The 25,097-nt window shown below is 38.0% G+C and carries 23 protein-coding genes and 4 tRNA genes; 5 read left to right on the forward strand and 22 right to left on the reverse strand.

All coding sequences use genetic code 11. The features are described from left to right. Window positions 1–29 precede the first annotated feature (29 nt). From DRF61_RS02805 to DRF61_RS02850, 10 genes are all read right to left on the reverse strand, one after another. The gene (locus tag DRF61_RS02805) at window positions 30–524 is read right to left on the reverse strand and encodes a hypothetical protein (protein ID WP_111953849.1); all 495 of its coding nucleotides are present in this window, start codon (window positions 522–524) and stop codon (window positions 30–32) included. A gap of 269 nt (window positions 525–793) precedes the next feature. Next, window positions 794–2,197 (reverse strand): HAMP domain-containing sensor histidine kinase, encoded by a 1,404-nt coding sequence (locus DRF61_RS02810; protein ID WP_111953851.1) that lies wholly within the window; start codon window positions 2,195–2,197, stop codon window positions 794–796. A gap of 3 nt (window positions 2,198–2,200) precedes the next feature. Beyond that, window positions 2,201–2,908: a response regulator transcription factor gene (locus DRF61_RS02815; RefSeq protein WP_111953853.1), complete on the reverse strand. Its 708-nt coding sequence runs from the start codon at window positions 2,906–2,908 to the stop codon at window positions 2,201–2,203. 108 nt (window positions 2,909–3,016) lie between these two features. Then, window positions 3,017–3,496, reverse strand: a complete 480-nt coding sequence (locus DRF61_RS02820; RefSeq protein WP_111953855.1) for a GNAT family N-acetyltransferase — start codon at window positions 3,494–3,496, stop codon at window positions 3,017–3,019. Between the two features lie 16 nt (window positions 3,497–3,512). Further along, a complete protein-coding gene (locus DRF61_RS02825; protein ID WP_111953857.1) occupies window positions 3,513–4,928 on the reverse strand; it encodes an aminotransferase-like domain-containing protein in 1,416 nt (471 codons plus the stop codon). Between the two features lie 41 nt (window positions 4,929–4,969). Then, window positions 4,970–5,338: a hypothetical protein gene (locus DRF61_RS02830; protein ID WP_111953859.1), complete on the reverse strand. Its 369-nt coding sequence runs from the start codon at window positions 5,336–5,338 to the stop codon at window positions 4,970–4,972. A gap of 240 nt (window positions 5,339–5,578) precedes the next feature. Continuing rightward, a tRNA-Leu gene (locus tag DRF61_RS02835) sits at window positions 5,579–5,660 on the reverse strand. Window positions 5,661–5,837: 177 nt separating this feature from the next. Continuing rightward, window positions 5,838–5,921, reverse strand: a tRNA-Leu gene (locus tag DRF61_RS02840). Window positions 5,922–5,926: 5 nt separating this feature from the next. Next, window positions 5,927–6,002 (reverse strand) — tRNA-Gly (locus DRF61_RS02845). 4 nt (window positions 6,003–6,006) lie between these two features. Continuing rightward, window positions 6,007–6,088: transfer RNA gene (locus DRF61_RS02850), tRNA-Leu, on the reverse strand. A gap of 176 nt (window positions 6,089–6,264) precedes the next feature. Between DRF61_RS02850 and DRF61_RS02855 the strand changes: the two genes are divergently transcribed. From DRF61_RS02855 to DRF61_RS02865, 3 genes are read left to right on the forward strand one after another with little or no spacing between them, the layout of a single operon-like run. Beyond that, window positions 6,265–6,642: a DUF3127 domain-containing protein gene (locus DRF61_RS02855; RefSeq protein WP_034739828.1), complete on the forward strand. Its 378-nt coding sequence runs from the start codon at window positions 6,265–6,267 to the stop codon at window positions 6,640–6,642. 60 nt (window positions 6,643–6,702) lie between these two features. Beyond that, a complete protein-coding gene (gene aat, locus DRF61_RS02860; RefSeq protein WP_111953861.1) occupies window positions 6,703–7,356 on the forward strand; it encodes a leucyl/phenylalanyl-tRNA--protein transferase in 654 nt (217 codons plus the stop codon). Then, complete coding sequence (locus DRF61_RS02865) at window positions 7,343–8,233, forward strand: DMT family transporter (RefSeq protein WP_111953863.1); 891 nt, start codon at window positions 7,343–7,345, stop codon at window positions 8,231–8,233. The genes aat and DRF61_RS02865 overlap by 14 nt, the downstream gene beginning before the upstream one ends. 161 nt (window positions 8,234–8,394) lie before the next feature. Here the strand turns inward: DRF61_RS02865 and DRF61_RS02870 are convergent, their stop codons facing one another. The 8 genes from DRF61_RS02870 to DRF61_RS02905 all read right to left on the reverse strand — a co-directional run bounded on the left by DRF61_RS02870 (window position 8,395) and on the right by DRF61_RS02905 (window position 17,699). Then, entirely contained in the window at window positions 8,395–9,777 is a 1,383-nt protein-coding gene (locus tag DRF61_RS02870) for a tetratricopeptide repeat protein (protein ID WP_111953865.1), read from the reverse strand. Between the two features lie 206 nt (window positions 9,778–9,983). Further along, window positions 9,984–10,955, reverse strand: a complete 972-nt coding sequence (locus tag DRF61_RS02875) for a quinone oxidoreductase family protein (RefSeq protein ID WP_111953867.1) — start codon at window positions 10,953–10,955, stop codon at window positions 9,984–9,986. Between the two features lie 76 nt (window positions 10,956–11,031). Next, a complete protein-coding gene (locus tag DRF61_RS02880) occupies window positions 11,032–11,619 on the reverse strand; it encodes a Crp/Fnr family transcriptional regulator (protein ID WP_111953869.1) in 588 nt (195 codons plus the stop codon). Window positions 11,620–11,667: 48 nt separating this feature from the next. After that, the gene (glmM, locus tag DRF61_RS02885; RefSeq protein ID WP_111953871.1) at window positions 11,668–13,050 is read right to left on the reverse strand and encodes a phosphoglucosamine mutase; all 1,383 of its coding nucleotides are present in this window, start codon (window positions 13,048–13,050) and stop codon (window positions 11,668–11,670) included. 58 nt (window positions 13,051–13,108) lie between these two features. Beyond that, on the reverse strand, window positions 13,109–14,137 hold the full coding sequence (locus DRF61_RS02890) for a DUF4421 family protein (RefSeq protein ID WP_146897037.1): 1,029 nt from the start codon (window positions 14,135–14,137) through the stop codon (window positions 13,109–13,111). A 221-nt stretch (window positions 14,138–14,358) separates the two neighbouring features. Continuing rightward, a complete protein-coding gene (gene feoB, locus DRF61_RS02895; RefSeq protein ID WP_111953875.1) occupies window positions 14,359–16,392 on the reverse strand; it encodes a ferrous iron transport protein B in 2,034 nt (677 codons plus the stop codon). Continuing rightward, the gene (locus DRF61_RS02900; protein ID WP_111953877.1) at window positions 16,392–16,646 is read right to left on the reverse strand and encodes a FeoA family protein; all 255 of its coding nucleotides are present in this window, start codon (window positions 16,644–16,646) and stop codon (window positions 16,392–16,394) included. The genes feoB and DRF61_RS02900 overlap by 1 nt, the downstream gene beginning before the upstream one ends. 135 nt (window positions 16,647–16,781) lie before the next feature. Further along, window positions 16,782–17,699 (reverse strand): GLPGLI family protein, encoded by a 918-nt coding sequence (locus tag DRF61_RS02905; protein ID WP_111953879.1) that lies wholly within the window; start codon window positions 17,697–17,699, stop codon window positions 16,782–16,784. A gap of 248 nt (window positions 17,700–17,947) precedes the next feature. Between DRF61_RS02905 and DRF61_RS02910 the strand changes: the two genes are divergently transcribed. Next, the gene (locus DRF61_RS02910; protein ID WP_111953881.1) at window positions 17,948–18,445 is read left to right on the forward strand and encodes a DinB family protein; all 498 of its coding nucleotides are present in this window, start codon (window positions 17,948–17,950) and stop codon (window positions 18,443–18,445) included. 61 nt (window positions 18,446–18,506) lie between these two features. Here DRF61_RS02910 and DRF61_RS02915 read toward each other — a convergent pair whose 3' ends face one another. Beyond that, window positions 18,507–21,182 carry a carboxypeptidase-like regulatory domain-containing protein gene (locus DRF61_RS02915; RefSeq protein WP_111953883.1) on the reverse strand — a complete coding sequence of 892 codons (2,676 nt, stop codon included), beginning with the start codon at window positions 21,180–21,182 and terminating at the stop codon, window positions 18,507–18,509. A gap of 433 nt (window positions 21,183–21,615) precedes the next feature. Between DRF61_RS02915 and DRF61_RS02920 the strand changes: the two genes are divergently transcribed. After that, complete coding sequence (locus DRF61_RS02920; RefSeq protein WP_111953885.1) at window positions 21,616–22,497, forward strand: cupin-like domain-containing protein; 882 nt, start codon at window positions 21,616–21,618, stop codon at window positions 22,495–22,497. Between the two features lie 34 nt (window positions 22,498–22,531). Here the strand turns inward: DRF61_RS02920 and DRF61_RS02925 are convergent, their stop codons facing one another. The 3 genes from DRF61_RS02925 to DRF61_RS02935 form a co-directional block, all read right to left on the reverse strand. Then, window positions 22,532–22,942: a hypothetical protein gene (locus DRF61_RS02925; protein ID WP_111953887.1), complete on the reverse strand. Its 411-nt coding sequence runs from the start codon at window positions 22,940–22,942 to the stop codon at window positions 22,532–22,534. Continuing rightward, on the reverse strand, window positions 22,932–23,213 hold the full coding sequence (locus tag DRF61_RS02930; RefSeq protein ID WP_111953889.1) for a hypothetical protein: 282 nt from the start codon (window positions 23,211–23,213) through the stop codon (window positions 22,932–22,934). The genes DRF61_RS02925 and DRF61_RS02930 overlap by 11 nt, the downstream gene beginning before the upstream one ends. A gap of 141 nt (window positions 23,214–23,354) precedes the next feature. Then, window positions 23,355–25,079, reverse strand: coding sequence for a M14 family metallopeptidase (locus DRF61_RS02935; RefSeq protein ID WP_111953891.1), 1,725 nt, complete (start codon window positions 25,077–25,079; stop codon window positions 23,355–23,357). Window positions 25,080–25,097: the final 18 nt, after the last annotated feature.

Here is a 25,097-nt window from a genome sequence, read left to right on the forward strand (position 1 = left end):
TTATTCTTTTATATTGTGTTTATCATTTTTTAGGCCTCAACAAATATCTCTGCCAGTTTTCCTCTTTCAGGAAGTCTTTCAGGGATTTCAATTTTAATTTCCTGAACCTTGATATCTTTGCATTTTCTGATGTAAGGAGCAATATCAAATTTTCCCTTTCCTTTACTCTTAATAGATGGAGAGTAATAAGCTTCCTCAATATTTTCCGTTTTCATATAATTATTGAACGTCCTTTGAAAGCTTCCTGTAAAAATATCGCAGACAATCTTATTTATTAAATGGGGGTATTTATTTTTGATAATTCCATAGGCATCACAGAATTCCTGCGGCCTGATCTTATTAAAAATGGTACTTTTTGTGTTGAACAGAAGGTCCCTGATGGAATCTCCACCATCATACCCTGAAACCAAAAGAATAGTATACTGATTCTGGTCTTCCGATGTTTCTTTCTCTTTCAGCACTTTTTTTAATATATTCAGTGACTCAAGAGAGTAATCCGTGGCGATTAAGATTGTTTTGGTCATATCTTTTTAGATTTAGGTTTGTCGTCATATTTTGATGATACAAAACTAAAGTGGTAAGATTAGAAGCGCTTTGGAACGGAATTAAAATGTGATTAAAGAGATTAAAATGAGATTAGAATATTGTTAACAGGCGTTAATATGAGACATTTGAGATGGATACTTTAATTTTTCGGAGGAATGAAAATAAAGTACATAGTTTTCTCTCGCTGATTTAAGAAATTGAGCAGATTGTTCTTTGCTTTTTGTATTTGTAGGATTGTTCTTTGCTATTAAGCTCCTTCCGGTCTCGTACTGTAGAAATTAGGAAAACGCATCTGTACTGTGGTTCCCTGGTTTTCGTGAGAACTTACGATCAGTTCGCCGTGGTGCATTCTTACGATGTTTCTGGCCAGCGGAAGTCCGATTCCGTAGCCTTCGTAGTTTTTGGTATTGGAAGCCCTGAAGAATGGGTCGTAGATTTTATTCATTTCCACCTCCGGAATACCTATTCCAAAGTCCTTTACAATGATATAAACATCTGTATCTGTAGCGCCCAGCGAGACTTTTACCTGCTGGAAATTAGAATATTTACAACCGTTATTGATGATATTGGCTACCGCAAGATGAAGCAGCTGTTCGTTGCCCTGTACTTTTAATTTTTTAGGATTATCCGGAAGCATACTGATATCCAGATAAATATTATTTCTTGAATCAATTTTTCTCAAGGTTTCAATGACGTCCCAAAGCAGCTGATCGATTCTTACTTTATCCATTTTCTGGATCTTTCCATCGAAACCGGTCTGAGCAATCATGAGCAAGGCTTTGATCTTTTTATCCAGCTTTTCGGCTTCATCAAGGATAATCTCAAGGGTTTCTTTGTATTCATCAGCTGTTCTGCCGATAGAAAGAGCGACATCCGCTTCTCCCATGATCGAGGTAAGTGGTGTTCTCAGCTCATGGGAAACATTCCCGATCAGATGGTTTTGGGTCTCAAATGAGGTTTCTATCCGGTTCAGCATTCCGTTGAAAGTATCTACCAGCTCATTAAGTTCCTTATTGTCGGGTTGCGACTCCAGTCTCAGGTGAAGATTTTCGGAGCTGATCTCTTTTACCTTACCTGTAATTTTTAAGATGGGCCTAAATAAGGTTTTAGACAGATAAAAAGAAAAAATCATACTGAAGAACAGGGACAGTACAATACAGGTAATCAGCGTTCTCTTTAAAAATCCCAGGTAGTAAATTACGTAATGGTTCTTGGCAGAAGCAATGGCAATATAGTCCTTATCATCATACCTGAAGGTCTGCCCGATATAATAAAATTCTTTGTCATTATAATTGGCCTCCCCTTTTCTGACAATGCTTTTGAAAAAATAGTCCGGAATATGAACCTCCTGTGAGATCTTCCTGAAATTGGAATCCGCCGGAACCGCAAAAACATAATCTCTTTCCATGGGAAGCTCCTCATCATTGAGGCCGTTGAGGATATAGTTTTCGGGAAGGTCAAGGTGGTCTTTGCTTTTTTCGATCTGAACAATAGTTGTTGTACGGATTTTCAGCAGCTCATAAAATCTCTGGTGTGAAAAGTTGACAATAGAAAAATAAACCAGGCCACTGAACAGCAGAATGATGGCAGTAAATACCAGCATCAGAAGCACCATTGTTTTGGTTTGATTTGTGACAACTTTATTAAACATCCATTAAGGTTTTTTCAATACATACCCCATCCCTATTACAGTATGAATCAGCTTATGATCATCCTGATTATCCAGTTTTTTTCTCAGATAATTTACATAAACATCTACAACATTGGTTCCCAGCTCATAATTAACACCCCAGACTGCATCCAGAATTTCAGCTCTGGAAATTACTTTTTCAGGATTATTCAGGAAATAGAGCAGCAGTTTATATTCTGTAGAAGTTAAAGAAATTTCATCTCCGGCACGGGTAACTTTCTTGGTATAATCATTAACAATCAGATCTGAAAACTTGAAGACATGTTCATTATCAGGCTCCGGTTCAGCAATTTCCTGAGGATTTACTCCATTGCTTCTTCTTAATAATGATTTCACGCGGGCTACCAGCTCAATGAACTTGAATGGCTTTACAAGATAATCATCACCTCCGCTTTCCAGACCCAACACTATATTTTCAGAAGTTCCCAAAGCTGTTAAAAAGAGGATAGGAACATGTTGATTGGTTTTCCTGATTTCTTTGCAGACATCCAGCCCATTCATTTCCGGCAGCATAATGTCCAGAATTACCAGATCAAAATCGTTGGCCTGCACCAACTGTACACCAGTGCGTCCGTCAAAGGCTACGGAAACTTCATACCCGTTTTCCTGAAGCCCTTTCTTTATAAAAGATACAACACTGGTTTCGTCTTCGATGAGGATAATCTTTTTCATTGAAATAAGGAATTTCACAAAAATAAGGAAAAAGAGCGAATAGGCATGAGGGAAAGCAAAACCTCATGAACAGAAAGAATCTTAGCTAAGAACAGCAATATTTCTTATTTAAAGCTCCAGCAGCATCTGTGTATCACAGCGGCAATAAGCTGAATCAGAGGCTGGCATATGCTTAAAACCAAGCTTTTCATATAATTTTATTGCAGGAACGAGCACAGAGTTGGTTTCAAGGGAAATACTTTCTGCATTTAATTCCCTGGCTTTATCTACCAAGGTCTGTCCTACCAGATATCCTATTTGCTTTCCTTGTGCTTTGGGGCTTACAGCCATCTTTGAGAGTTCAAATTTAAGTGGTTTATCGGACAATTTCACTAAAGCACATGTTCCCACTGGCTCATTATCCAGCAGAGCAAAAACAATATATCCTCCTTTGTTTATAATGTGCTCTTCGGGATTGTCCAGCAGTTTATAATCGCCGGCCTCCATGGTGAAAATTTTTTTGATCCATTCTTCGTTTAAAGCTTTGAAAGCATCTTTATATTGAGGATCATAGGCTATAATTTTTACTTCATTATTTGTATCATTCATCGTTTATAAGGTTTAATTAAATTCTTTTTTTAACCATTTTTGCAAGCTTTTCAAGGTCACTTTCTACCCTGTCCGTCCATTCCAGGGCATAGTTAAGGCGCATACAGTTTTGATATTGATTATATTGGGAAAACATTCTTCCCGGGGCAAAGGTTATTTTCTGGCTCATGGCTTCATCATAAAGGTCTTCCGTGCATATCCTTTTATCCAGCTCCAGCCATAGCATAAAGCCTCCTTTAGGTTCCGAAACCTTTGTATTGTCCGGGAAATACTCTCCCACTGATTTCTGTATCTGAAGATAGTTTGCATACAGCTTATTTCTGAACATTCTCAGGTGATGGTCATAGCGGCCGTGTTCAAGAAAATCCGCAATTACATCCGGATACAGGGATGGGCTGCACACAGTCTGCACCAGCTTCTGCCGGATTACCTTTTCTTTAAATTTTCCGGGAGCAACCCAACCGACACGATAACCGGGAGCAAGGGTTTTGGAAACTGATCCTATCCACATCACAAGCCCGGCTTCATCATAAAATTTACACGGTTTGGGTCTTTCTGCTCCAAAATACAGGTTTCCGTATATATCATCTTCGATCAGAGGAACATTATATTCCGTAATCATCCTTACCAGTTCTTTTTTATTGTCATCCGGCATCTGAAAGCCTAACGGATTATTAAAATTCGTCACAAAACAACAGGCAGAAAGTGTAGGAAGCACTTTTTTCAAGGCATCCAGATCTACTCCGTAAATAGGATGGGTAGGAATTTCCACCACCTTCAGCCCCAGCTGCTGGATCGCCTGAAGCACTCCAAAATAGACCGGACTTTCCACCGCTACGGAATCTCTAGGTTTCGTCACCGCCATCAGGCAGGTATATACTGCATTCATGGCCCCAGAGGTGATGACCAGATCGTCTTCTGATATTTTTCCCTCCAACACCAGAGCCCATTTGGCAGCTTCCCGACGGAGGTATTCGCTTCCCTGTACCGGCTCATAATCTGTACCGCTGTCATTCTTTCTCTTGATCACATTGATCATGCATTTCTTGAGTTTTGCCAAAGGAAGGAAGCTTTTCCCAGGAATTCCCAAAGCAAACTGGGTAACATCTGTCCCATCAATGGTTCCGAATACTTTATCAATAAGGTCTTCCGGTGTATTTTTCTTCTCAGCTTCTTTCATTGGAGCCACCGAAGGCAATGCCAGCTTTCTTTGGGAAGTCTGGCTCACAAAATAGCCATACTTGGGACGGGATTCAACCAGAGAGCGGCTTTCCAGTTCCATATAAGCCTGTTTTACAGTATTCAGACTGACATTATAGAGTTTTTGAGCACTTCTTAGTGAAGGCAGTCTGTCTCCTTGCTGCAGCGTATCGCTTTTGATCTGCTCAGTGACAGATTTTGCTATTTTAAGATAGAGAACGTCTTTTGACATAAAGCCCCGGTTTTAAGTAAATGTACAAATTTATTGACGTTTTATCCAACATTCAACCAGCTGATCATTCTATTGATACTGCTTTTCAGCTGTTCTGCATTCCGGAAATTTGCTGAATTGTTTTTATTGAAATAACGCTCCGCCTGAAGATTAAAATTCTTTTTTTCAGAGTCCGCAAGATCACTTTTCCCATAGATCTTAAATGCGATCTCCCCTTTTCCGTTAATGATCAGACTTGCAAAACCAAGAATCTCATTTCTTTTTTTAGCCAAAAGAAAGGGTACACCGAAATCCTGGCTTAATCTGGATAAATTTTGGGACTGCAGAAAGATATTTCTCAGCGACTGCATATCTGAAATATAGACGTCAGCATATTGAAGCTGCTGTTGGTTTCGAATAATAGTTTCCATAATGCTCTGTTTAGTATAACAAAATTATGGAGTATTCCATTATGGACACAGATACAGAAGTTACTATTATCTTGGATACAGATTGAATATTTGTGGAAAATACAGATAAGGGCTAATTAAACTGACACGGATCAATAGTTTATCAAAAAGCCTTATGACTAATGCACGCCAAACACCCGTTTATGAGGGCTATAAAAACAAAAACTCCCTGTAAACAATACAGAGAGTTTTTTCGCATAGTGCGGATGAAGGGACTCGAACCCCCACGCCTCACGGCACCAGATCCTAAGTCTGGCGTGGCTACCAATTACACCACATCCGCTCGTTATTTATTCTTTATATAAAGAACTTATTCTTTTTATGACTACAAATATAAAACATTTGCCTTAAAATAAGAACTAAAAAAAACATAAATACTTACCAACAATGATAAATAAACGATTTCTTACAAACCTTTAAAAATAAAAAAACTCTCCGTTGAGATCAACAGAGAGTTTAGTACCCCGGGCGGGACTTGAACCCGCACGTTCTTACGAACACAGGATTTTAAGTCCTGCGTGTCTACCAGTTCCACCACCAGGGCAGGTGTGGAGCGAAAAACGGGATTCGAACCCGCGACCCCAACCTTGGCAAGGTTGTGCTCTACCAGCTGAGCTATTTTCGCATAGTGCGGATGAAGGGACTCGAACCCCCACGCCTCACGGCACCAGATCCTAAGTCTGGCGTGGCTACCAATTACACCACATCCGCTGGTTTGTTTTTGCTTATTTTAAAGAGCTTGCTTCGTTTTTGTGAGTGCAAATATAGGACTTTTTCCATTGTCTCCAAACTTTTCAGAAAAAAAAATTAAAATTCTCATATTTTTTTTCAGGTCCTCCAATTATTACATTTCATTTTCTTACTTTTACAACGTTAATAATTACAATATGGAATTACAAGGAACGGTAAAGAAACTTTTTGATGCTCAGACATTTGCAAGCGGCTTTCAAAAGAGAGAAATGGTTATTTTAACCCAGGAACAGTATCCACAGCCGATAAACATAGAATTTTTGTCTGATAAGATCAGTTTATTAGATAACCTTAAGGAGGGTGAAAATGTAAAAGTGGGAATCAACATCAGAGGAAGAGAATGGGTTTCTCCTCAGGGTGAAACTAAGTATTTCAATTCTATTACAGGATGGAAAATTGAAAAAGTAATGGACAACGGATCTGAGCCTACTCAGGCCTCTCCTTCTCAATCTGCATCCCCGGTTTCCAATGAAAATCCTTTCGCTGGTGACGATGATGATGATTTACCTTTTTAATTAAAAAATAAGATCAAATATAAATCCTGCTTTATCAAGTGGGATTTTTTTTCCAAAAAAATGGTCCGATTAGACGAAAACGAGATTTCATTCCCCGATCCTGAACTTTATGACGGTCACGACGGGCTGGTTGCCTTCGGAGGAGACCTGTCTACAGAAAGGGTTTGGTTCGCCTACCAGCTGGGGATCTTTCCGTGGTACAATCCCGGAGAGGAAATATTGTGGTGGTGCCCGGATCCCAGATTTGTCCTGTTTCCTGAAGAACTAAAAGTTTCAAAATCGATGCGGAAAATACTGAACAGGGGTATTTTTACATTTTCTGAAAACAAATGCTTTAGGGAAGTGATCCAAAACTGCCAGCAAACGAGCAGAAAGGGACAGACTGGAACATGGCTTTCGGATGAACTGATGGAATCTTTTATTCAGCTTAATGAATATGGTCTTGCCAAAAGTATTGAGGTATGGCAGGATGGAGAACTGGTTGGAGGTTTTTACGGCCTTCAGATCGGAAATGTTTTCTGCGGCGAAAGTATGTTTGCGAAAGTAAGCAATGCTTCTAAAGCCGGCTTTATTCATTTTGTGGAAAACAACAAAGATAATATTGATCTCATTGACTGTCAGTCTCATACAGAGCACCTGGAAAGCTTAGGCGCAAAAATGATTCCTAAAAAAGAATTTTTAAACATCTTACACAAAAATAATGAACGCAGATAAAGAAAAATGGATCCTTCTGATTGTATTAACTGTTATCTGGGGCTCGTCTTTTATTTTGATCAAAAAGTCTCTTGAGCATTTCAGTCCCTATCAGGTAGGGGCGCTCAGGGTTCTGATCGCAGGAATTATTTTAATGCCGGTCGCGATTTCAAAATATAAACTGTTTCCCAAAAAGCATTTGAAGTGGCTTATCCTGGCTGCATTTACAGGAAATTTCATTCCTATGTTTCTATTTCCGATTGCGGAAACGGAAGTAAGCAGCAGTATCGCTGGAATTATCAATTCTATGATGCCTATCTTCGTGATTATTGTGGGAGCGCTGGTCTGGAAGTTTGACACCACTAAAAGGCAGATCGTGGGAACAATGATCAGCTTTGCCGGAGTCTGCTTATTGGCTTTCGGAGGAGATGGGGAAGGCGGAAAATTCAAGCTTATTCCGATATTATTGCTGTTACTGGCCACGCTGTGCTATGCTTTAAGCACAACAACGGTGAAATCTAAACTAATGGATGTCTCTTCCACGATTTTATCGGCATTTGTTTTTTCATTTGTTTTATTTTTCCCTTCTCTTATTGCTTTAACATTCACGGGATTCTTTTCAACATTCAGTTTTAATGAGGACAATATGCTGGGACTGATGTTTGTAAGCTTGCTGTCTATCTTTGGAACCGGGCTGGCCATGACTTTAAATTACAGGCTACTGAAGGTATCTACCCCGCTATTTGCGTCAACAGTAACCCTGCTGATGCCTATCGTTGCTATTATCTGGGGATTTCTGGATGGTGAAAAACTGAGCTTTTTACAGTTTGTTGGAGCAGGAGTTATTATCGGCGGACTGATTTTTTTAAGGTCTAAAACAGCGGTTATAAAAAAATAAACAGGTATTGATACATTAAAATTGATACATTAAAAATCCTGCATCGCTGCAGGATTTAAGTATGTATGATTGTTAATTTAAGTCATTAAGAATCTTTAAGCTGCTAAGGAGAATTAAGGCAGATCCTTCGATCTTCAGTCTAAACTTCCTTCTTCCAACTTCTAAGAATTCTTCTTTTTCACTTTGGCTTTGACTTTCTTTACCTCATCTTTGATGAAAGGATATTTTTTCTGCATATCCTGAGCAAGCGATGCGTCAATATTTAAAGCTTTCTGAAGAGATTCTGCTCCTTTTTCCGGGTTTCTCAGGTTGAAATAGCAGTTGCTGAGCTGATAGTAAAGCTCTGCCCTGTCATGTACCCTTAAGGCATTATCCAGAATAGTTACCGCCTCTTCATATTCTCCAAGAAGCATCAAAACCTCTGAATAGGCATACCAGTTATAAAACCTTGAAGGTTCCGCATCTACCAGCTTTTTCAGGCAGGCAAGGCTTTCTTCAAATTTTCCGGAATCAATAAATAGAAATGCCAGTCTTTTCTGATAGTCAAGGTTACTGTCATTCAGCTGGGTAGCTTCTCTTGCAAAATGCAGGGCTTCTTTCATACCTCCCATTTCTTCATAGAGATAAGATTGTTCCATCATCGCAAGATAAAACTGTGGGTCTTCTCTCAATGATTTCTGGAATGCATTTAAGGCCATTATGGACTGTTTCTGCGCCTTATAGCACAATCCTATTTTATAAAATGTAAATGCTTTGGTATATTCAAGCTCAAGCATTTCCTCGTATACCTCTACGGCCTTCTGGTACTGTCCCAGGGCTTCGTAACAGGCTGCTTTGTTTGCATATACTCCTACAGAACTTGAGTTGATAGCCAAAAGGTAATCATATCCTTTTATGGCTTCTTCGTAATTCTTTCTGTTGAAGTAAAACTGCCCGTATTCGAACCAAGCGGTTTCGGAATAGGCAAATTCATCTAAATATTCATTAAGAAAGGCAATAGCCTCCTCGCTCTTATTCAGGTCGCTGAAGCAGATCATACAGTTTTCGAGAGAATACTCATCCATAGGATCTTCTTTCAGAGCTTTTCTGTAGTGTTTAAGAGCGTTAAAAGGGTCTCCCAAGTTTACATATTCGTCCGCAATAAAGTTATGAAGGAAGTTTTCTTCTTCCTGCAGTTCTAAGGCTTTTTTGCAGATGTCAATGGCTTTTCTGGGGTTTCCCAGGTTCGAATAATACTTCGCATAGCAGACCATAAAGTCTGTGTTTTCCATGGATGAACCTTTCAGTTCGTCAATGAGTTCTTTTGCGGTATTATAATCTTCCCATTCCAAAAGAATCTCAAGTCTTTTGATCTTGATATCCAATGAATTGGGATGAAGCTTAAGGCCATAATTAACAGCATTGTCTGCGTAGTTAAAGTCTCCCAGCTCCAAATAATAAACAATAATGTCTTCTAGCTCTTCGGTATCGAAGTAGAATTCATCATTATTTTCCATCATTTCCTCGAACTTTTTTACAAGTTCATTTCCAAAATACTCTTCCAATAGTGTTGTCTTTGTCGGCCCGATGTCTGAATATGCTTACAAACCTCGGCAAACTTTTAATTAATAATAACCTCTGAAACTGAAATTCAAATGTTTATGCAAAGTTGCAACTTTTTTTTGAATTATTTTTTCATAAATTTCTATATTAAAGATAGTAAAAAAAGAAAACAGATAAAAGGATTGTGGATAAAAAACGGAAATTGTGGTTAAATAGTCAGAACAAGTCTTTTTCCGGCCGGAATTTCGGTATTCCAGACTGATTCTACATCCTTTATTTCTGCCGTTTCCGTATCTATTTTAATTTTACCTTCTACTGCCGCCTGGAACATTTCAGGAATAATTTCCGTAAACAGCATACGGGTCTCTTCTTTTGTCCAGCTTCCCAATCCGGATCCGGAGATCTGAATATCTGTTCCTCTCAGAATCTGCGAAGACAGCTGAATGGTATCTCCGCTCATTCCTCCTACAGAAACCAGTCTGGTCTTGTGAGAAAATGTTACGTTTCCTTTAAGAGCATACAGCAACATCTCTATAGAATGGCCCCAGAGATAATCTAAGATAATATCAATAGGTGTTTCGTTGTGAATTTCTTTAATTTTTGCTACAAAATCTTCGTCCGGCTGCTTTAAAGAAACTACTTCATCTGCTCCCAATGTAAGAAGTGACTGTAAAGACGCCTCGTTTCTACCTGTAGCAATGATATTTTTGGCTCCGTATAATCTGGCCACCTGAACTGCAATTTTTCCCGTCACTCCGGTTGCTCCATTGATCAGAACGGTATCTCCGGGTTTCATCCCTGCTTTGAATTTCAATCCCATCGCAGATCCCATAACGGCGTTGGGCAATGCGGCAGCGGTAGCGAAATCCAGTTCTTCCGGTACGGGAATGACAAATCCTTTTTCAGCATTGACTTTTTCGGCTGTGGTTCCTTTTTTACTGAAAAAATATACTTTCTGACCATTTTCAAGATATCCGGCACCATCTGTCCCGATAATTCTTGGCTGATGTACCTCGCCGCTGACGGAATAATGACTTCCACCCGCTATAGCTCTATCAAGATTTTTGATGGATGCTGCTTTGACTGATACCTGCGTTTCATTTTCCTTAGGGGTTTCCGGATCCTGAAAATCTGCATATTGAGGAATTCTTCCTTTTTCAAATACGACTGCTGCTTTCATTATTTAAATTTTTATACAAAATTAGGATGAGAGCGGTCTGCAGTGCAATAACATTTGTTATCAGTTATCCTGCTGATTATTTTTTTAAAGCATCCTCTTTTAAAATTGCGCCTTTGATCCTGCTAAGATGTACTGTAGTAATTCCCAGGTAGGAAGCAATATAATGCTGTGGGATTCTTCTGATGATTTCAGGCCGTTCTTTGGTGAGGCTGAGATAGCGTTGTTTCGGGGTATCTTTTATAAATGAGAAAAAATGTTTCATATAGTCGAAGATTCTTTCAAAAAGAGAATCCATGAATTGGTTCCTCAGTTCCGGATCTTCGTATACCTCAGCTAAAACAGCATCTGCATCAGCTTTACGGATCTTCCATAAAATACAGGATTCTATGGTTTCGAAGGATACCATACTGGGCAGGCCTTTCCTGAAGCTTTCGAGGGAAGAAAACATCGTATTTTCCATAAAGAACTGAAAGGTCACGTCTTTCCCGTCATTGTTGTACCATGCTCTTACGACCCCTTTTTCAATATAATAGGCACAGTCTGAAACTTCATTTTCCTTTAAAAGCAAAGTTTTAGCAGGAACATCCATGCGCTCGAAGCAGCTTAGAAATTTCCGCCATTTTTCTTTCGGGAAGAGAAACCTGTTCTGTATATGCTCAAACATTTCGATAAGAAAAAAGAACGGAGCATTTCTGTTCCGTTCCTGATTTATTTAGATTAAACTTTTAATTTTAGCGATGATATCATCTCCAAGCTTATCGGCTTCTTCCTGAGTGTAAGCTTCAGTATAAATCCTGATAATCGGTTCTGTATTGGATTTTCTAAGGTGAACCCAATTGTTTTCAAAGTCGATTTTAACACCATCTACCGTAGAAACTTCTTCGTTCTGATATTCTTTTTCCATTTTGGCTAAGATATCATCTACATTAATCTCCGGAGTCAGCTCTATTTTCTTTTTCCCCATAAAATAGCTTGGGTATCCTGCTCTTAATTCGGAAACGGATTTGTTTTCTTTTGCCAGATGGGTTAAAAACAATGCTGCTCCTACCAAAGAGTCTCTTCCATAATGAAGATCAGGATAGATAATTCCTCCGTTTCCTTCGCCTCCGATTACTGCATTCTTTTCTTTCATCAGGTTCACTACGTTTACTTCTCCTACAGCACTTGCAAAGTATTCTGAATCGTGGCTTCTGGCAACATCCCTCAAAGCACGGCTTGAGGAAAGGTTTGAGATAGCAGCGCCTTTCTTATGTTTCAATAAATAATCTGCAACGGCAACCAAGGTATATTCTTCCCCGAACATCTCTCCTTTCTCATCAATTAAGGCTAATCGGTCTACATCCGGATCTACAACGATTCCTAAATCTGCATTTTCTTTTTTTACAAGCTCACAGATGTCTCCCAAGTGCTCTTTCAAAGGTTCAGGATTGTGTGGAAACTGCCCGTTTGGTTCGCAATATAATTTAATTGTTTCGCAGCCAAGCTTATCCAGAAGCATTGGAATTGCAATTCCTCCTGTAGAATTTACCGCATCGAGAACGATTTTGAATTTTTTAGCTTTAATGGCTTCAATGTCTACCATCGGAAGATCTAAAATCTGCTGGATATGAATATCAAACGCATCATTTCTTGTTTCATATTTTCCAAGATCATCTACTTCTGCGTAGTTGAAATCTTCACTTTCAGCAAGAGCGAGTACTTTTGCACCATCATCCCCACTGATGAACTCTCCTTTACCATTCAACAGTTTAAGAGCATTCCATTGCTTTGGATTGTGGGAAGCAGTCAGGATAATTCCTCCATCTGCATTCAGTTCAGGAACCATTACTTCCACCGTTGGTGTTGTAGAAAGTCCAAGATCCACTACATTTATTCCCAATCCCTGCAGAGTAGCTGTTACCAGCGAGGAAACCATTTCCCCGGAAATTCTGGCATCTCTTCCTATGACCAGGGTTAAATTCTTTTTATTCTGTGTATTCTGAAGCCAGGTTCCAAATGCTGATGCAAATTTCACGACATCCAGAGGGGTTAAGTTATCATTTACTTTTCCGCCGATCGTCCCTCTGATCCCGGAAATAGATTTTATTAACGACATTCTGTTTTTATTTTTTTAATTGGTTTCATTAGCAAAGATACTTAAAAGACCTAATAAGTTATAAGATGGGAATCTTTTTCTGAATCTTGTCATAATTCCTTTTGATAACCTTCGGTGGCGGAAAACGGTAACCTATATACAGCAATCCATATAGATTGTTATTTTCTACATTCTGGTTATCTTTTTCATTGTAGGCATAAGCATTGACATTAAATTTTCCTCCGAACAGAAACCGGTCTGTATTATATCCTATATGAAGTCCGCTAGCAAACTTCAGGGTTAGATACTGTGTATTTTGTTTGTTAAATTTTGTCCCGTCCGCCTGAATATCCCAGCTGTTGGAAAACATTCCGCCTAATCCCAGCGAGATATGAGGAGCAATATTCACTCTTTTTTTCGCGCCAAGCACCCAATTATAAAAGTACCCCATGCTGCCCCCGAAACTGTACTGGGTTTCTTTACTTTTCTGTCCGTTTAAAATATCTCTGAATATGGAAAGGTGATAATCTACAATAGGCACCCAGCTTCCACGGCTTTCTTTCTGCCATTCGCCTTGTGTATAAATACTTTTCAGAGAGAAATTATCCTTTAGTACATAGGCTGTAGACCCTCCAAAACTCTGAACCCTAAGATCGGGAAACTGAAGGTATGGGTCTTTTCCTTCTTTCCAGTCCGGAAAAAAATCGCTCATATTTTCCATATAAAATCCTTTTACGTTTTTGTAATAAACGGTCTGGATAAATTTTTTGGGGAAAAGCCTGAATCTAAAGTCTGCATAGGAGCTACTTCCTTTGAGCGCATCATCATTATTCCCAGGAAGAAAACTTGGTGTAAATGAAATAGTTGCACTTATAATCCTATAATCAATAGAAAAGGAAGCTCTTGTTTTATTGTTGATTGAAAAGATGGTTTCTAAAGGTTTGTCCTCAGGGCCTTCTGTAAAAACATATTTTTCAATATTGGTGTCGAGATTTACACGGACCATTACCTGATCTGCATAGGACTTGATTTTAGCAGTATCGATCTGGGCGTTTGCCCAAATGGTTAGAAGAGAGAATAACAAGACTGCTGCTGATTTTGGGCTCAAATCGAAAAGGTTTTAGTTTCAGAGAATGAAATTACTACAATTTTTTCAATTATAAGCTTAAAAACAGGATCAGGAGCAACCGCAGTCTTTATCACAGTTGGTTCTTTTGGAACTGAATTTTTTCGGTGCGAAATTCTTTCTGAGTACTTTAAATAAAGAATAACAGGCGAATGCAACGATCAGTATGATGATTACGTACTGAAAAATTAGTGAAGTATCCATTATTTTAAAATCTGATATGCTATCAACGACACAAAATATGCCAAACCGGTCATCATTACAACCTGAAAGCCGGTCCATTTCCAACTTTTGGTTTCTCTGTAGACTACTGCAAGCGTAGAAACACACTGCATTGCGAATGCATAAAATAAAAGTACGGAAATTCCCGTTGCGAAGCTGAACACTTTTTCGCCGTCAGGTTTTACGTCTCTTCTCATTTTATCTATTACTTTCACTTCGGGGGCATCATCATCCAAACTGTAGAGTGTAGACATTGTCCCGACGAAAACTTCTCTGGCCACAAAGCTTGTCAGAATTCCCACGCCCATTTTCCAGTCGTAACCAAGCGGTTCGATAAGAGGCTCAATCCCTTTACCCATTTTGGCCAGATAAGAATGGTCGAGTTCTACATTGGGAGCCACGAATTGATTGGGTTTCTGTTTGGGTCCAAAATAACTTAAAAACCAGACAATGATACTTACAATAAAAATAATCTTTCCTGCTCCTGTAACGAAGTCCCAAACCTTACCCAGTACCATTTTAAGATCGTATCCGAAAAGAGGCTTTTTATAAGTTGGCAAATCCATTACAAGATAAGTCTTGTCTTTATTTTTGATAAATCTTTTCAAAACTGCTGCTGAAAACAGTGCTACAAGGAAGCCCAAAAGGTACATTCCCATCAATACCAGCGCTTTATATTTAATTCCAAGGAAAGATCCGTCAGAAATGATCAGCCCGATAATGATGCTGTATACCGGAAGCCTTGCAGAACAGGTCATAAAAGGAGTAACCAGTATGGTTAATAATCTTTCTTTTACATTTTCAATATTTCTTGTAGAAATCACTGCAGGAATGGCACAGGCCGTTCCTGATACTAAAGGAACGATACTTTTCCCATTCAGTCCGAAAGGTCTCAGCAGCCTGTCCATCAGAAATACCACTCTCGCCATATATCCTGAATCTTCCAGTAGATATAGGAAATATAATAAAATACCAATCTGTGGGGCAAATACTACAATTCCTCCGATTCCGGGAATAATTCCACTTGAAACCAGTGAATTGACAGGCCCTTCCGGCAAGTGTTCTGCAGCAAAAGCAGCCAGCCATGAGAAGGAATCATCGATCCAGTTCATCGGATATTCTGCAAGGAAGAAAACACTTTGGAAAATAATCAGCAGAATAAAAAGAAAAACAACATAGCCCCAGAATTTGTGGACCAGCACTTTATCTAATTTCTCCGTTAAAAGCTCTTTGAACTGGGCTTTTTTAGAGATTACATCTGCTAATATTTTATCTACGCTCTGATATCTTCTTACGGTCTCCTGAACCTGTAATCGTTTTGGAACCAAGCTTTTAGAATCAGGCTGGTTAAGAAGATCTTTTATAGATTCTATTCTTCCGAGATCGGAGCCCAATGAAATACTCATCCAGGCTTTATATTCGTTGTCAAGTCCTTTATGGGCCGCAATTTTCTGAATAAAATCTTTATGCTCGTTTGGCGTTTCGAAGGTGATGGTCTCTGCTTTTTTAAATCCATTTTGCAAAACAGACTCTTTAATCTTATCTATTCCAATCTGTTCTTTGGCATTGGTTTGAATAATTTTAATCCCCAGAGCATCAGAAAATTTCTGGATATCAATGCTAATGCCTCTTCTTTCTGCCTGATCAATCTGGTTGACCACCAGGATCATAGGAATACCAAGATCCTGTATCTGCTGGAAAAGAAGTAATCCTCTTTTTAAGCTTAATGCTTCAAGAATATAGATTACACCTTCATAATTTTCCTGCTCATCAATAAGAAATTTAGAAAAAATAGCCTCGTCTTCCGAACTTGGATAAACGCTGTACGAGCCTGGCAGGTCGATCACCTCAACCTCTTCATTTTTATAGGTGTAATTTCCGGAATGGCTCGCAACGGTAACTCCTGCATAGTTTCCGGTCTTCTGTTTTTTATTGCACAGTGCATTGAAAACCGTAGACTTTCCTACATTAGGATTCCCGACTAAAAGGACCTTTTTTTTCTTATTTTCCTGCATTAATTCAATTCTTCAACAATGATATACTCTCCCTCTTCTTCACGAAGAGCGATGCGGCTTTTTTCTTCTCCAAATTCTACATACATAGGACCCTTGAAGGGTGCCTGGTACAAAATTCTGAAAATAGTCTCCGGTAAAAGTCCCATTTCTATGATCTTGTTTGGCATTTTCAGGTAATCGTTATCATACCCTAAAATTTTTCCCATTTTGTTTTTAGGGAAACCGCTTAATTTATGTAAGTCAATCTGTTTCAAAGCCGGATTTTTTGTAAGGGCAAATATACGCTATTTAAATTTAATCTAAATAACGAAAAGTATGAAAGAAATCAACCCAAACACATTGCTGTATCTGGGTTGATTTTAAAAATATAATTTAGTTGATATGAAGTCTTATTTTTTCTTTTTATCCTGCTGTGCTGATGATATTTCTATCGGATTATCATTGGCGTTGTAAAAGTCTTTGTACTGCTTCTCCTGTTTTTTCACCATATCACCTACTGTACCATCCATTCCCGGAACTGTTTTAGAAAGCATTTCCTGTGTCATCATTGGTCTTATGGATGCAAAAGGGTCTTTTTTGAAATCATTGAATGTTTTTTCAAATTTTTCTCTTGGTAATTCATTTACTTTTCCTCCTTTCGCCTGCATCAGGTTTTCGATGTAAGAGTATTCTGTATAATCCTTGACTTTTTTATTTCCCTGTAAAACCCATGAATAGTTTTTCTGATCATCTTCGATTTTAACGATCAAACCTGGAAGTCCAAAGAATTTGTAAGGTCCATCCTGAAAAGGCAATTCTGTACTGAACCATGCTGTCCATTTTCTTCCTCCGAATTCAGTAGTCGCTTTTTGAGTGTTATATTCTCCAATTTTCTGCTTATCGTTAAGGATATTCCAGTTAAATTTTAGGTCTTCGCTATATCCTATATTGCTTGGTGTAAACCCGTTTGCTATCTTATCCACATACTGTACTTTCATACCTGGATATGATTTGTATATTCTGGCTGATATTTTAGGGGTTTTAATGGTTTTCGACAAATCTTTCATCGTTCCTGCCTTCTGCATGGCTTCAATTTCAATTTTCATGATAGAATCCTGCGAAATCACTGTATAATCCTGATAAATGGATCTGTTTTTGTCTGTAATATCCAGGATCGTAATTACTTTATCCATCTTGGCAGAATCCTTTTTCGGTTTAAAAGTCAGCTCATAGAAGAAACGGTTTGCTGCCTCTTTTGATTCTTTGGCATCCTGCGCCGACGCTATGGCAAAAAGAGCAATAAAGAATACAGAAAATAGCTTTTTCATTGTAATAAAGATTTACTAATTAGTTATCAGTTCCTGAAATATGTTACAGCTTTTTTAAAGAATTTTACTTCAATTGATATATTTCACTGATTATCAATCGAATACAAAACAACTATATATATTATAATTTATCAGACTTTTTAAAGGTATAACTGGTAAATCTGATCAGCCATGAGAGAAAATTATGATTTCCTTAAAACATTTTCTCTCTTAAAACTCTTATCTTTAAGTACTTAAAAACAAATATTATGGACACTTTATCACAATTTAAAGATGAACTTGAAGCAGAGTACCAGACGACCAGGAAATTTTTTGAAGCTTATCCTGAAGGAAAAAATGATTTTGCTCCTCATGAGAAAAGTATGAAAATGATGCCTCTTGCCACTCATATTTCTGAAATTTTCGGGTGGCCGGATGTGATGCTGAAAACTTCGGATCTGGATTTTGCGAAGGGAGACTTTCAGCCTAAGCATCTTTCTACAAAAGAAGATCTTCTGCAGACTCTGGACGAAAATTTCAAATCTGCGGAGAAGGCGCTTGACAACGCTAAAGAAGAAGACCTTAATGAAACATGGGCTTTAAAAAACAATGGTCAGGAAATAGCAAAATGGACGAAATATGGCTCTATCCGTCATTCTTTAAACCAAATCACGCATCACAGGGCGCAGCTGGGAGTGTATTACAGACTGAATGATATTCCACTTCCGGGAAGCTATGGTCCGTCAGCAGATCATCAGAGCTTTTAGCAATATGTATGGATATATCTCAAATAAAAAACCAATCTCAGTGAGATTGGTTTTTGTTTTTTTACTTAAAGTTGAATTTCACGGTAAACATAACCTGGCTTGGGCGAAGTTGATATCTTGTAAAAGTAATATTCGTGGTATTGATATCATATGTTTCGAATACTTTTTTGTTGGCTATATTCATCCATTTAAGTTCAAAATCAATTTTCTTTTTGGCCCAGGTAAATTGATATGAAACGTCATAGAATCCGTTGTGGTATTTTTGATCGGCTGCATTTGTATTTACCTGATCCCAGTTGAATCCGATAGTATGGTCTTCTACCGGATAGAAGAACGCTCCAAGATTATGCGTGAACCCGGTTCTGGTGGCATTGGAGTTTATATTTCCTGTACTGGTTTGCTTTGTTCTGGAAATACTTGCATTATAATCTATGCTCATCCAGCTGAAATAGGTATTATTGAATTTAATTCCGTATGACTGGCTGTTGTTGTTGTTTGTAAAAGAATTATTATTCAGGAATGCATCCGATTTTGCTGTATTGTTGCTGTAGCTGAGGGAGGCATTTGTTTTGAACTTTGGAAAGTATTTTCCCACTTCTACACTGTAGCCATTATTTAATACATGATTATCCTGTTCTATATACTGCATTACGGTATAACCTGCCCCATTGATCAAAGGATTTGAAATCAGGTTTCTTTTAGCGTCTGAAAATCTGTAATTGATGTTGAAGAATAAATTATTCAAAGGGTTTCTATACTCCAGCCTTGTTCCTGCAGATTTATTATTATTCTGAGGTATCGGATTATTGATATCCATGGCACTGATTCCACCTGGAGAGGTCATTAAGAATCCTGAATAAGCCGTATTTATTTCTCCAAAATTGTTATTAATATTAGCATTTACCGAAGCTTTCCAAAAGGAGGCAAAAGTATACTGTGCAAAAACACTAGGTTCAAAAGTCACCTTATTTACATCTTTAGCAACATTTCTTAATGGATCTTCCGCCTTAATGTTATTAGAGTTTACAGGAAAATTGGCATACAACATCCATGAATCATTTTTATAATTTACTCCCAAACTTCCGTAAGGTGTTGCCGTAGTATATCTAAGATCATTACTATAGGCTGCCGGAAGTGCTCCTGCCGTTATAATATTTGATAAATCTGAAACTAAATCTGTTGTTTTAAAGTTAAATCCAATTTCCGGAGTGAAGGTCCATCCCTTTTTAGAGAACCCGATATTGGCAGAATGATTGGCTTCAATTGTTTTAAGTCTCAGGTTTTGTTTTGCAAAATTCTTAGGTTCGGGAGTGAATCCCGGAATATCCAGATAAGAAGCCGGAAAAACTTTCAGTGTCTGTTTATCGGTCTGATAACTTATAAAAGATAAAAGATTCACCATTTTTTCTTTCCACGGAATAATGGTACTCAGGGAATTCTGGAAAGATGTTGTTGGAGACTCTATTGCTTCATCGCCGTGTCTTTTCACTCCGTTTGATGCATCTGTTCTGTCAACAATTGCCCGGTCTGCATTCCAATACTGGGAAAAACTTGTGGTGTTTTTAAAGAATCCCTTTTTTGCATTTTTTGTAAAAATTAATTCTCCTTTTGCTTTATCTGTGTAAAAATTATTAAGAATGTTTACAATATTGGAGCTTCCCCCAAAATAGTCTGTCTGGCTGTAAGATTCTCTTTCAACTGCATTATTGGTATAGTTGGCATTGGCTTTAAGCTCCCACTCTTTCTTTTTGTCGATATTGGTAAGATAGTTGGCTGACAGATAATGCACATTGTTCATCAAGTATCTTTTTACAGGAAGGTTGGGTGTACTTGCGTTTTCTACATTCAGCCAGTCATTTTGAGAAGCATTAATCCTTCTTCCTTCGAACCTGCTTCCAAAAGCTAAGATATTCCCTTCATTTTCCACCTGCTCACCCATATTGTTCGTTTTGTAATTCACCACCCACTGGCTTTTCTGTCCAAAAAACATCGGGGTAAGTTTAACATTCCACAACCACGGGTCTCCGAATCCTGTCCCGACCTCTCCTCTTCCGGTCATGGTAACAGAGTTTTTTAACTTGATATTGATCGCTGCCTGATCGGAAGGCACTTTATCCTGAAGAATTTTTACCGGCTGGTGGTTTTCAAGCACTTCTACTTTCTGCACTGCATCTTTGGGAAGAGAATTGTTGATCGTCCCATACCCGCCTTCCATCAGATCTTTTCCGTTCACATAAAATTTATTGATGGCATTTCCCTGGTAAAGAATCGTTCCGTCTTTATTGACTTCAATACCGGGAATTTTTCTCATTACATCGGCAAGTGTTCTGTCGCTTTTACTGTCAAAAGCTTTAAGATCATAAGCAATGGTATCGCCTCTTGCCGTGATCATCTTTGTTTTCAGCTGGACTTCTTTTATTTCTGTAGCTTCAGACTGCATTTTGAAAGTCAGAGTCTGGTCGCTGTTACTGATCTGTTTGGTCAGGGTTTTTTGGTTGAATGCTTTTACTTTCAGATCCACATTAGGTTCTGCAGATGTAAACGTCACTTTATATTCTCCTTTGGAATTGGTGATTCCATATGCCAAAATAGCATCTTTGCCTGGTTCTTCTACCGTAACACTGGCACTGGGAATAGCAGATCCATCTTCATCGGTAATTTTCCCTGACACTGTTTTCTGCGCAAAGGTGAGCACGGTGAAAAAAAGCATCAGAAATAAAGAAATCTTTCCTTTCATAATTTATTATTTGCTTAATTAGTTTGTCGCTTGTGTTTTTTGTTACACTTTTATAAAGATGTATTTTAATGATAAAGGTTAAATGCTTTAACACTATAAATTTAGTGATATTTAAATTTCAACCATTTAGTAAATCATTTGAAGTAACAGGATGTAAATTTCATTTCGATAGTTTGTTTGGCTTATTAATTCTTTAAAAATCTGACTCCAAAATTTTAATTTATTTAGAATCTTATTGTTGACCGGCTGTATGTTTTTTGAATAATAATGGCTAATATTGAGAAATAGCTAAGAGTTCTTAAGAAAAAAATGATTTTTTTAATTTTTTATTTAGTCTAAATAGTTAAAAATGATTTGAATCATAGATTAAAAAATACTTAAACACTGATTCATATATATTTATTTAATAATTTTGTAACATAAAATTTATAGAATGGGAATTATTTTAAAGCCTATAGATGTTGTTGATGATATTACTCAGGAAGAGTTTACGGAAAAATATCTAAAGCCCAGAAGGCCCGTTGTCATTAAAAATATGGCAAGAAACTGGCCTGCTTACCAAAAGTGGACCATGGATTATGTAAAGGAAGCAGTAGGTGATGTAGAGGTTCCTCTTTATGATTCTAAAAAGGCCGATCCTGCCGCTCCCATCAATACACCCACTACAAAAATGAAGTTCGCAGATTATATAGACCTCATCCAAAAAGAGCCTACTGATCTGAGAATTTTCTTTTTTGACCCTATAAAACACGCTAAAAAATTACTGGAAGATTATATTTCTCCAAAAGAACTGATGGGTGGATTCCTTGATAAATATCCGTCCATGTTTTTTGGAGGGAAAGGTTCTGTTACATTTCTTCATTTTGACATTGATATGGCGCACATTTTCCATACTCATTTCAACGGAAGAAAACATGTAAAGCTGTTTGAATACAAGTGGAAAGAAAGACTGTACCGGCTTCCTTATGCAACCTATGCACTGGAAGATTATGATATCGACAATCCTGATTTTGAAAAATATCCTGCACTGGATGGTGTAGAAGGGATTGAGTGCTTCCTTGAGCATGGCGATACTCTTTTTATGCCTACCGGATGGTGGCACTGGATGAAATACCTGGACGGAAGTTTCTCTATCTCTTTAAGAGCCTGGGACAAATCCTGGGCAGTAAAGGCTCATTCTTTATGGAATCTTACCGTACAGCGTAAATTTGACGATATTATGAAGTCCAATTTCAAAAAGAAATATATGGACTGGAAAGAAAAAGTAGCCGTGAAAAGAGCAGAAATTGCTTTAAAAAGGGGCTTACCAAAATAAAACAAAAAAGACGTTTCAATTTGAAGCGTCTTTTTTATTCTTGCGTATTTACAAGCAGTTCTTCCATATTTCGTGTCACTTCATTGCAAGAAAAGCAGGCCTCTTTTCCATCCTGAGAGAACCATCTGCACTGAGACCGGATCGGGCAAAAGGCAAGCTCTGTTTCTTTATGAAAATCCAAATTCTGAACTTTCCGGGATAGGGAACATTTAGACTCTTCTTTATTCCATTGTGCGCAGCCTTTTTCTACACATTTTCCGGTAAAACGGAATCTCTGCTCAAGATTGTTTTTATCTTTATTCTGCTGCAGAAAATCTTCTGTGACGGCGAGCGGTGTGATAAACTGGACCTTCCCCTCTTTGCTGACCACCCCGAAAAGCTGTGCCCCAACTTTTCCTAGATAACTGGGACACATCTTTTTTGAAGTATTGGAATTAGCCTCCATAGCTTTTGATTTGAGACTGTATGTCTTTCAACTGGCTCTGAATATCAATTCCGGGTTTGAAAATAATGATTCCCCACGGAAACCAGTCTTTAATTTTCAATGGTCTTACCAATCCTTTGAAGTCTCTGTGAGCTCCGAAAGCCTGGGTATTATCAATCTTTGAAAGTTCAGAAAGAACTACGTTCTGAATTCCTCTGTCAATGTTTTTCAACTGCTCATCCGAAAGATCTACTCCTTCCAGTGAAACGAAAAAATGCTTTTTAGTTGCCATAACTATAGTTTTTATTGGTTTTATAAAGCAAATTTCGTCCGAATATGTACCAAAGTTATCAGGAAAAACACCCTTTATTCAGGCGTGAAAAACCTGTAAATTAAATTCTGATTATCAGTTATTTAAGTCAAATATAAAATTCTATAAGATTCTATAAATTGGATATTGTCTGAATGTCTTTTCTTCGAAGTAAGGAGAATTTCTGTAAATCCAGTCGAGTTGGGCCGCTCCGTCGTCTGCAAACTTTTTATCTGATGTTTTTTTGGCCTCAAAAGCATCTTTCAGCTTTTTATCTGACTTTAGTAATTCTGAAGCGGTGTCTTCAAAAATATAGGCGGAATAATATTCTTTCTGCGCCAGGATTCCATCAAATAAATTCCAGTTAAAAAATGAGTCTAAACCCTCAGGCTCAAGGGTTTCAACGATATATTTTACACCAGGCTGATCTGTTGGAATTAAATAATCCCCAGCTGAAAAAACCAAATTCCTTTTTGCAGTTTCCACACTGGTATCATAATGAAGATAATGTCCTTCGTATGGATTTTTAACCGTTTTAAAGTCTTTGATTTTATAAGCCTCAACCATTGCCGTGCTGTCTTTTTTAAGAGCAGTCATACGGATTTTATTTCTTTTCAGCTCTTCGATCACACGGTATTGGGATTGTGGAACTACATAGTATTTAGGAATGATGATATATCCCGTAGGAACGGCTGTCATGAAGAGCTTAATCTTCTTGGTAAAAGGTTTATTCCTATCGTAATAGAGTCTTGGCTTTCCGGAAATATCACTTGGTTTGTACCTCCCCTCGTAGCCTTTGAAATCCATTGTAGAAAACCTGGTTGAATCTATTTTCCAACGGATTCCGTACTGCATTCCGGGTTTATACTGCTTCAAATTATCAAGACGGAGTTGTTTTATTTTCCTGTAATTCTTGTCTAAATTCTGAAGATTCACGAGCATATATTTGTATGTCGCATCCACTCTTTTATCATAAGGCTTCAGCATATGCGTTTCAGGAACCGTTCCCAGCGAATTAAAGAGCGATGTGTAGCCTGTAGAATATCTCGGAGAGTCTTCAAAAGCAGCAAATCCCTCATCCGGAATATCTCCGTGAATATTAACATAAGGAGTGCTTTCATAGCCCAGTTTCTTCATATCCTCAAGGTTTTTAGCCTGATAGTCATTGTAAAAGTAATTTCCCAATGTGTCTCCAAGGCGTTCCTTGAAGGTAGAAATATAAGTGAAAGTATACTGATAATCAGCTCCATTACTTACATGGTTATCAATAAAAACATCTGGCTGCAGCCACTGGTAAATTTCCTGGAAGCTTCTTGCATTTTTTGAATCTGCTTTAATGAAATCCCTGTTCAGGTCATAGTTCCTTGAATTTCCTCTGAAACCATACTGCTCGGGACCGTTCTGATTAGCTCTGGAGTGGGAGCCTCTGTTCAGCATTCCACTTACGTTATAGGCGGAAATAGCTGCTATAATAAAATTCTGTGGTGCTTTTACTTTCCCGGTTGCGAGATCCCTTATAAGCATCATTGTGGCATCTATTCCGTCCGGTTCGCCCGGGTGAATTCCGTTGTTTACAAAGATAATGGCTTTGTCTTTTCTGAGTTTTTCAACATCTTTTTCGGAAAAGGGATTGTAAATTACCACATAAATGGGCCTTCCATTATCGTCCTCTCCTTTTTTAAGGTATTGGACGGTATTGAAGCTTTTAGCCAGGTTCTGATAATAGCTATTCATTTCATCATAAGTAACCGTTTGGTTTTTATTTCCTTTTTCAAAAGGGGTCTGAAATGAATTTTGAGCGAAAAGCAAAGATGTAGTCAGGAAAATCAGGAGGTATCTCAGTTTCATTGAAGCAGTTTTTGAACT

This window comes from Chryseobacterium lathyri (assembly GCF_003290185.1).
GTDB lineage: Bacteria > Bacteroidota > Bacteroidia > Flavobacteriales > Weeksellaceae > Chryseobacterium > Chryseobacterium lathyri.

Coding starts and splice junctions, on each gene's coding strand:
- DRF61_RS02805 (WP_111953849.1), bottom strand. CDS start 524: ATGACCAAAACAATCTTAATCGCCACGGATTACTCTCTTGAGTCACTG.
- DRF61_RS02810 (WP_111953851.1), bottom strand. CDS start 2,197: ATGTTTAATAAAGTTGTCACAAATCAAACCAAAACAATGGTGCTTCTG.
- DRF61_RS02815 (WP_111953853.1), bottom strand. CDS start 2,908: ATGAAAAAGATTATCCTCATCGAAGACGAAACCAGTGTTGTATCTTTT.
- DRF61_RS02820 (WP_111953855.1), bottom strand. CDS start 3,496: ATGAATGATACAAATAATGAAGTAAAAATTATAGCCTATGATCCTCAA.
- DRF61_RS02825 (WP_111953857.1), bottom strand. CDS start 4,928: ATGTCAAAAGACGTTCTCTATCTTAAAATAGCAAAATCTGTCACTGAG.
- DRF61_RS02830 (WP_111953859.1), bottom strand. CDS start 5,338: ATGGAAACTATTATTCGAAACCAACAGCAGCTTCAATATGCTGACGTC.
- DRF61_RS02855 (WP_034739828.1), top strand. CDS start 6,265: ATGGAATTACAAGGAACGGTAAAGAAACTTTTTGATGCTCAGACATTT.
- aat (WP_111953861.1), top strand. CDS start 6,703: ATGGTCCGATTAGACGAAAACGAGATTTCATTCCCCGATCCTGAACTT.
- DRF61_RS02865 (WP_111953863.1), top strand. CDS start 7,343: ATGAACGCAGATAAAGAAAAATGGATCCTTCTGATTGTATTAACTGTT.
- DRF61_RS02875 (WP_111953867.1), bottom strand. CDS start 10,955: ATGAAAGCAGCAGTCGTATTTGAAAAAGGAAGAATTCCTCAATATGCA.
- DRF61_RS02880 (WP_111953869.1), bottom strand. CDS start 11,619: ATGTTTGAGCATATACAGAACAGGTTTCTCTTCCCGAAAGAAAAATGG.
- glmM (WP_111953871.1), bottom strand. CDS start 13,050: ATGTCGTTAATAAAATCTATTTCCGGGATCAGAGGGACGATCGGCGGA.
- feoB (WP_111953875.1), bottom strand. CDS start 16,392: ATGCAGGAAAATAAGAAAAAAAAGGTCCTTTTAGTCGGGAATCCTAAT.
- DRF61_RS02905 (WP_111953879.1), bottom strand. CDS start 17,699: ATGAAAAAGCTATTTTCTGTATTCTTTATTGCTCTTTTTGCCATAGCG.
- DRF61_RS02910 (WP_111953881.1), top strand. CDS start 17,948: ATGGACACTTTATCACAATTTAAAGATGAACTTGAAGCAGAGTACCAG.
- DRF61_RS02915 (WP_111953883.1), bottom strand. CDS start 21,182: ATGAAAGGAAAGATTTCTTTATTTCTGATGCTTTTTTTCACCGTGCTC.
- DRF61_RS02920 (WP_111953885.1), top strand. CDS start 21,616: ATGGGAATTATTTTAAAGCCTATAGATGTTGTTGATGATATTACTCAG.
- DRF61_RS02925 (WP_111953887.1), bottom strand. CDS start 22,942: ATGGAGGCTAATTCCAATACTTCAAAAAAGATGTGTCCCAGTTATCTA.
- DRF61_RS02930 (WP_111953889.1), bottom strand. CDS start 23,213: ATGGCAACTAAAAAGCATTTTTTCGTTTCACTGGAAGGAGTAGATCTT.
- DRF61_RS02935 (WP_111953891.1), bottom strand. CDS start 25,079: ATGAAACTGAGATACCTCCTGATTTTCCTGACTACATCTTTGCTTTTC.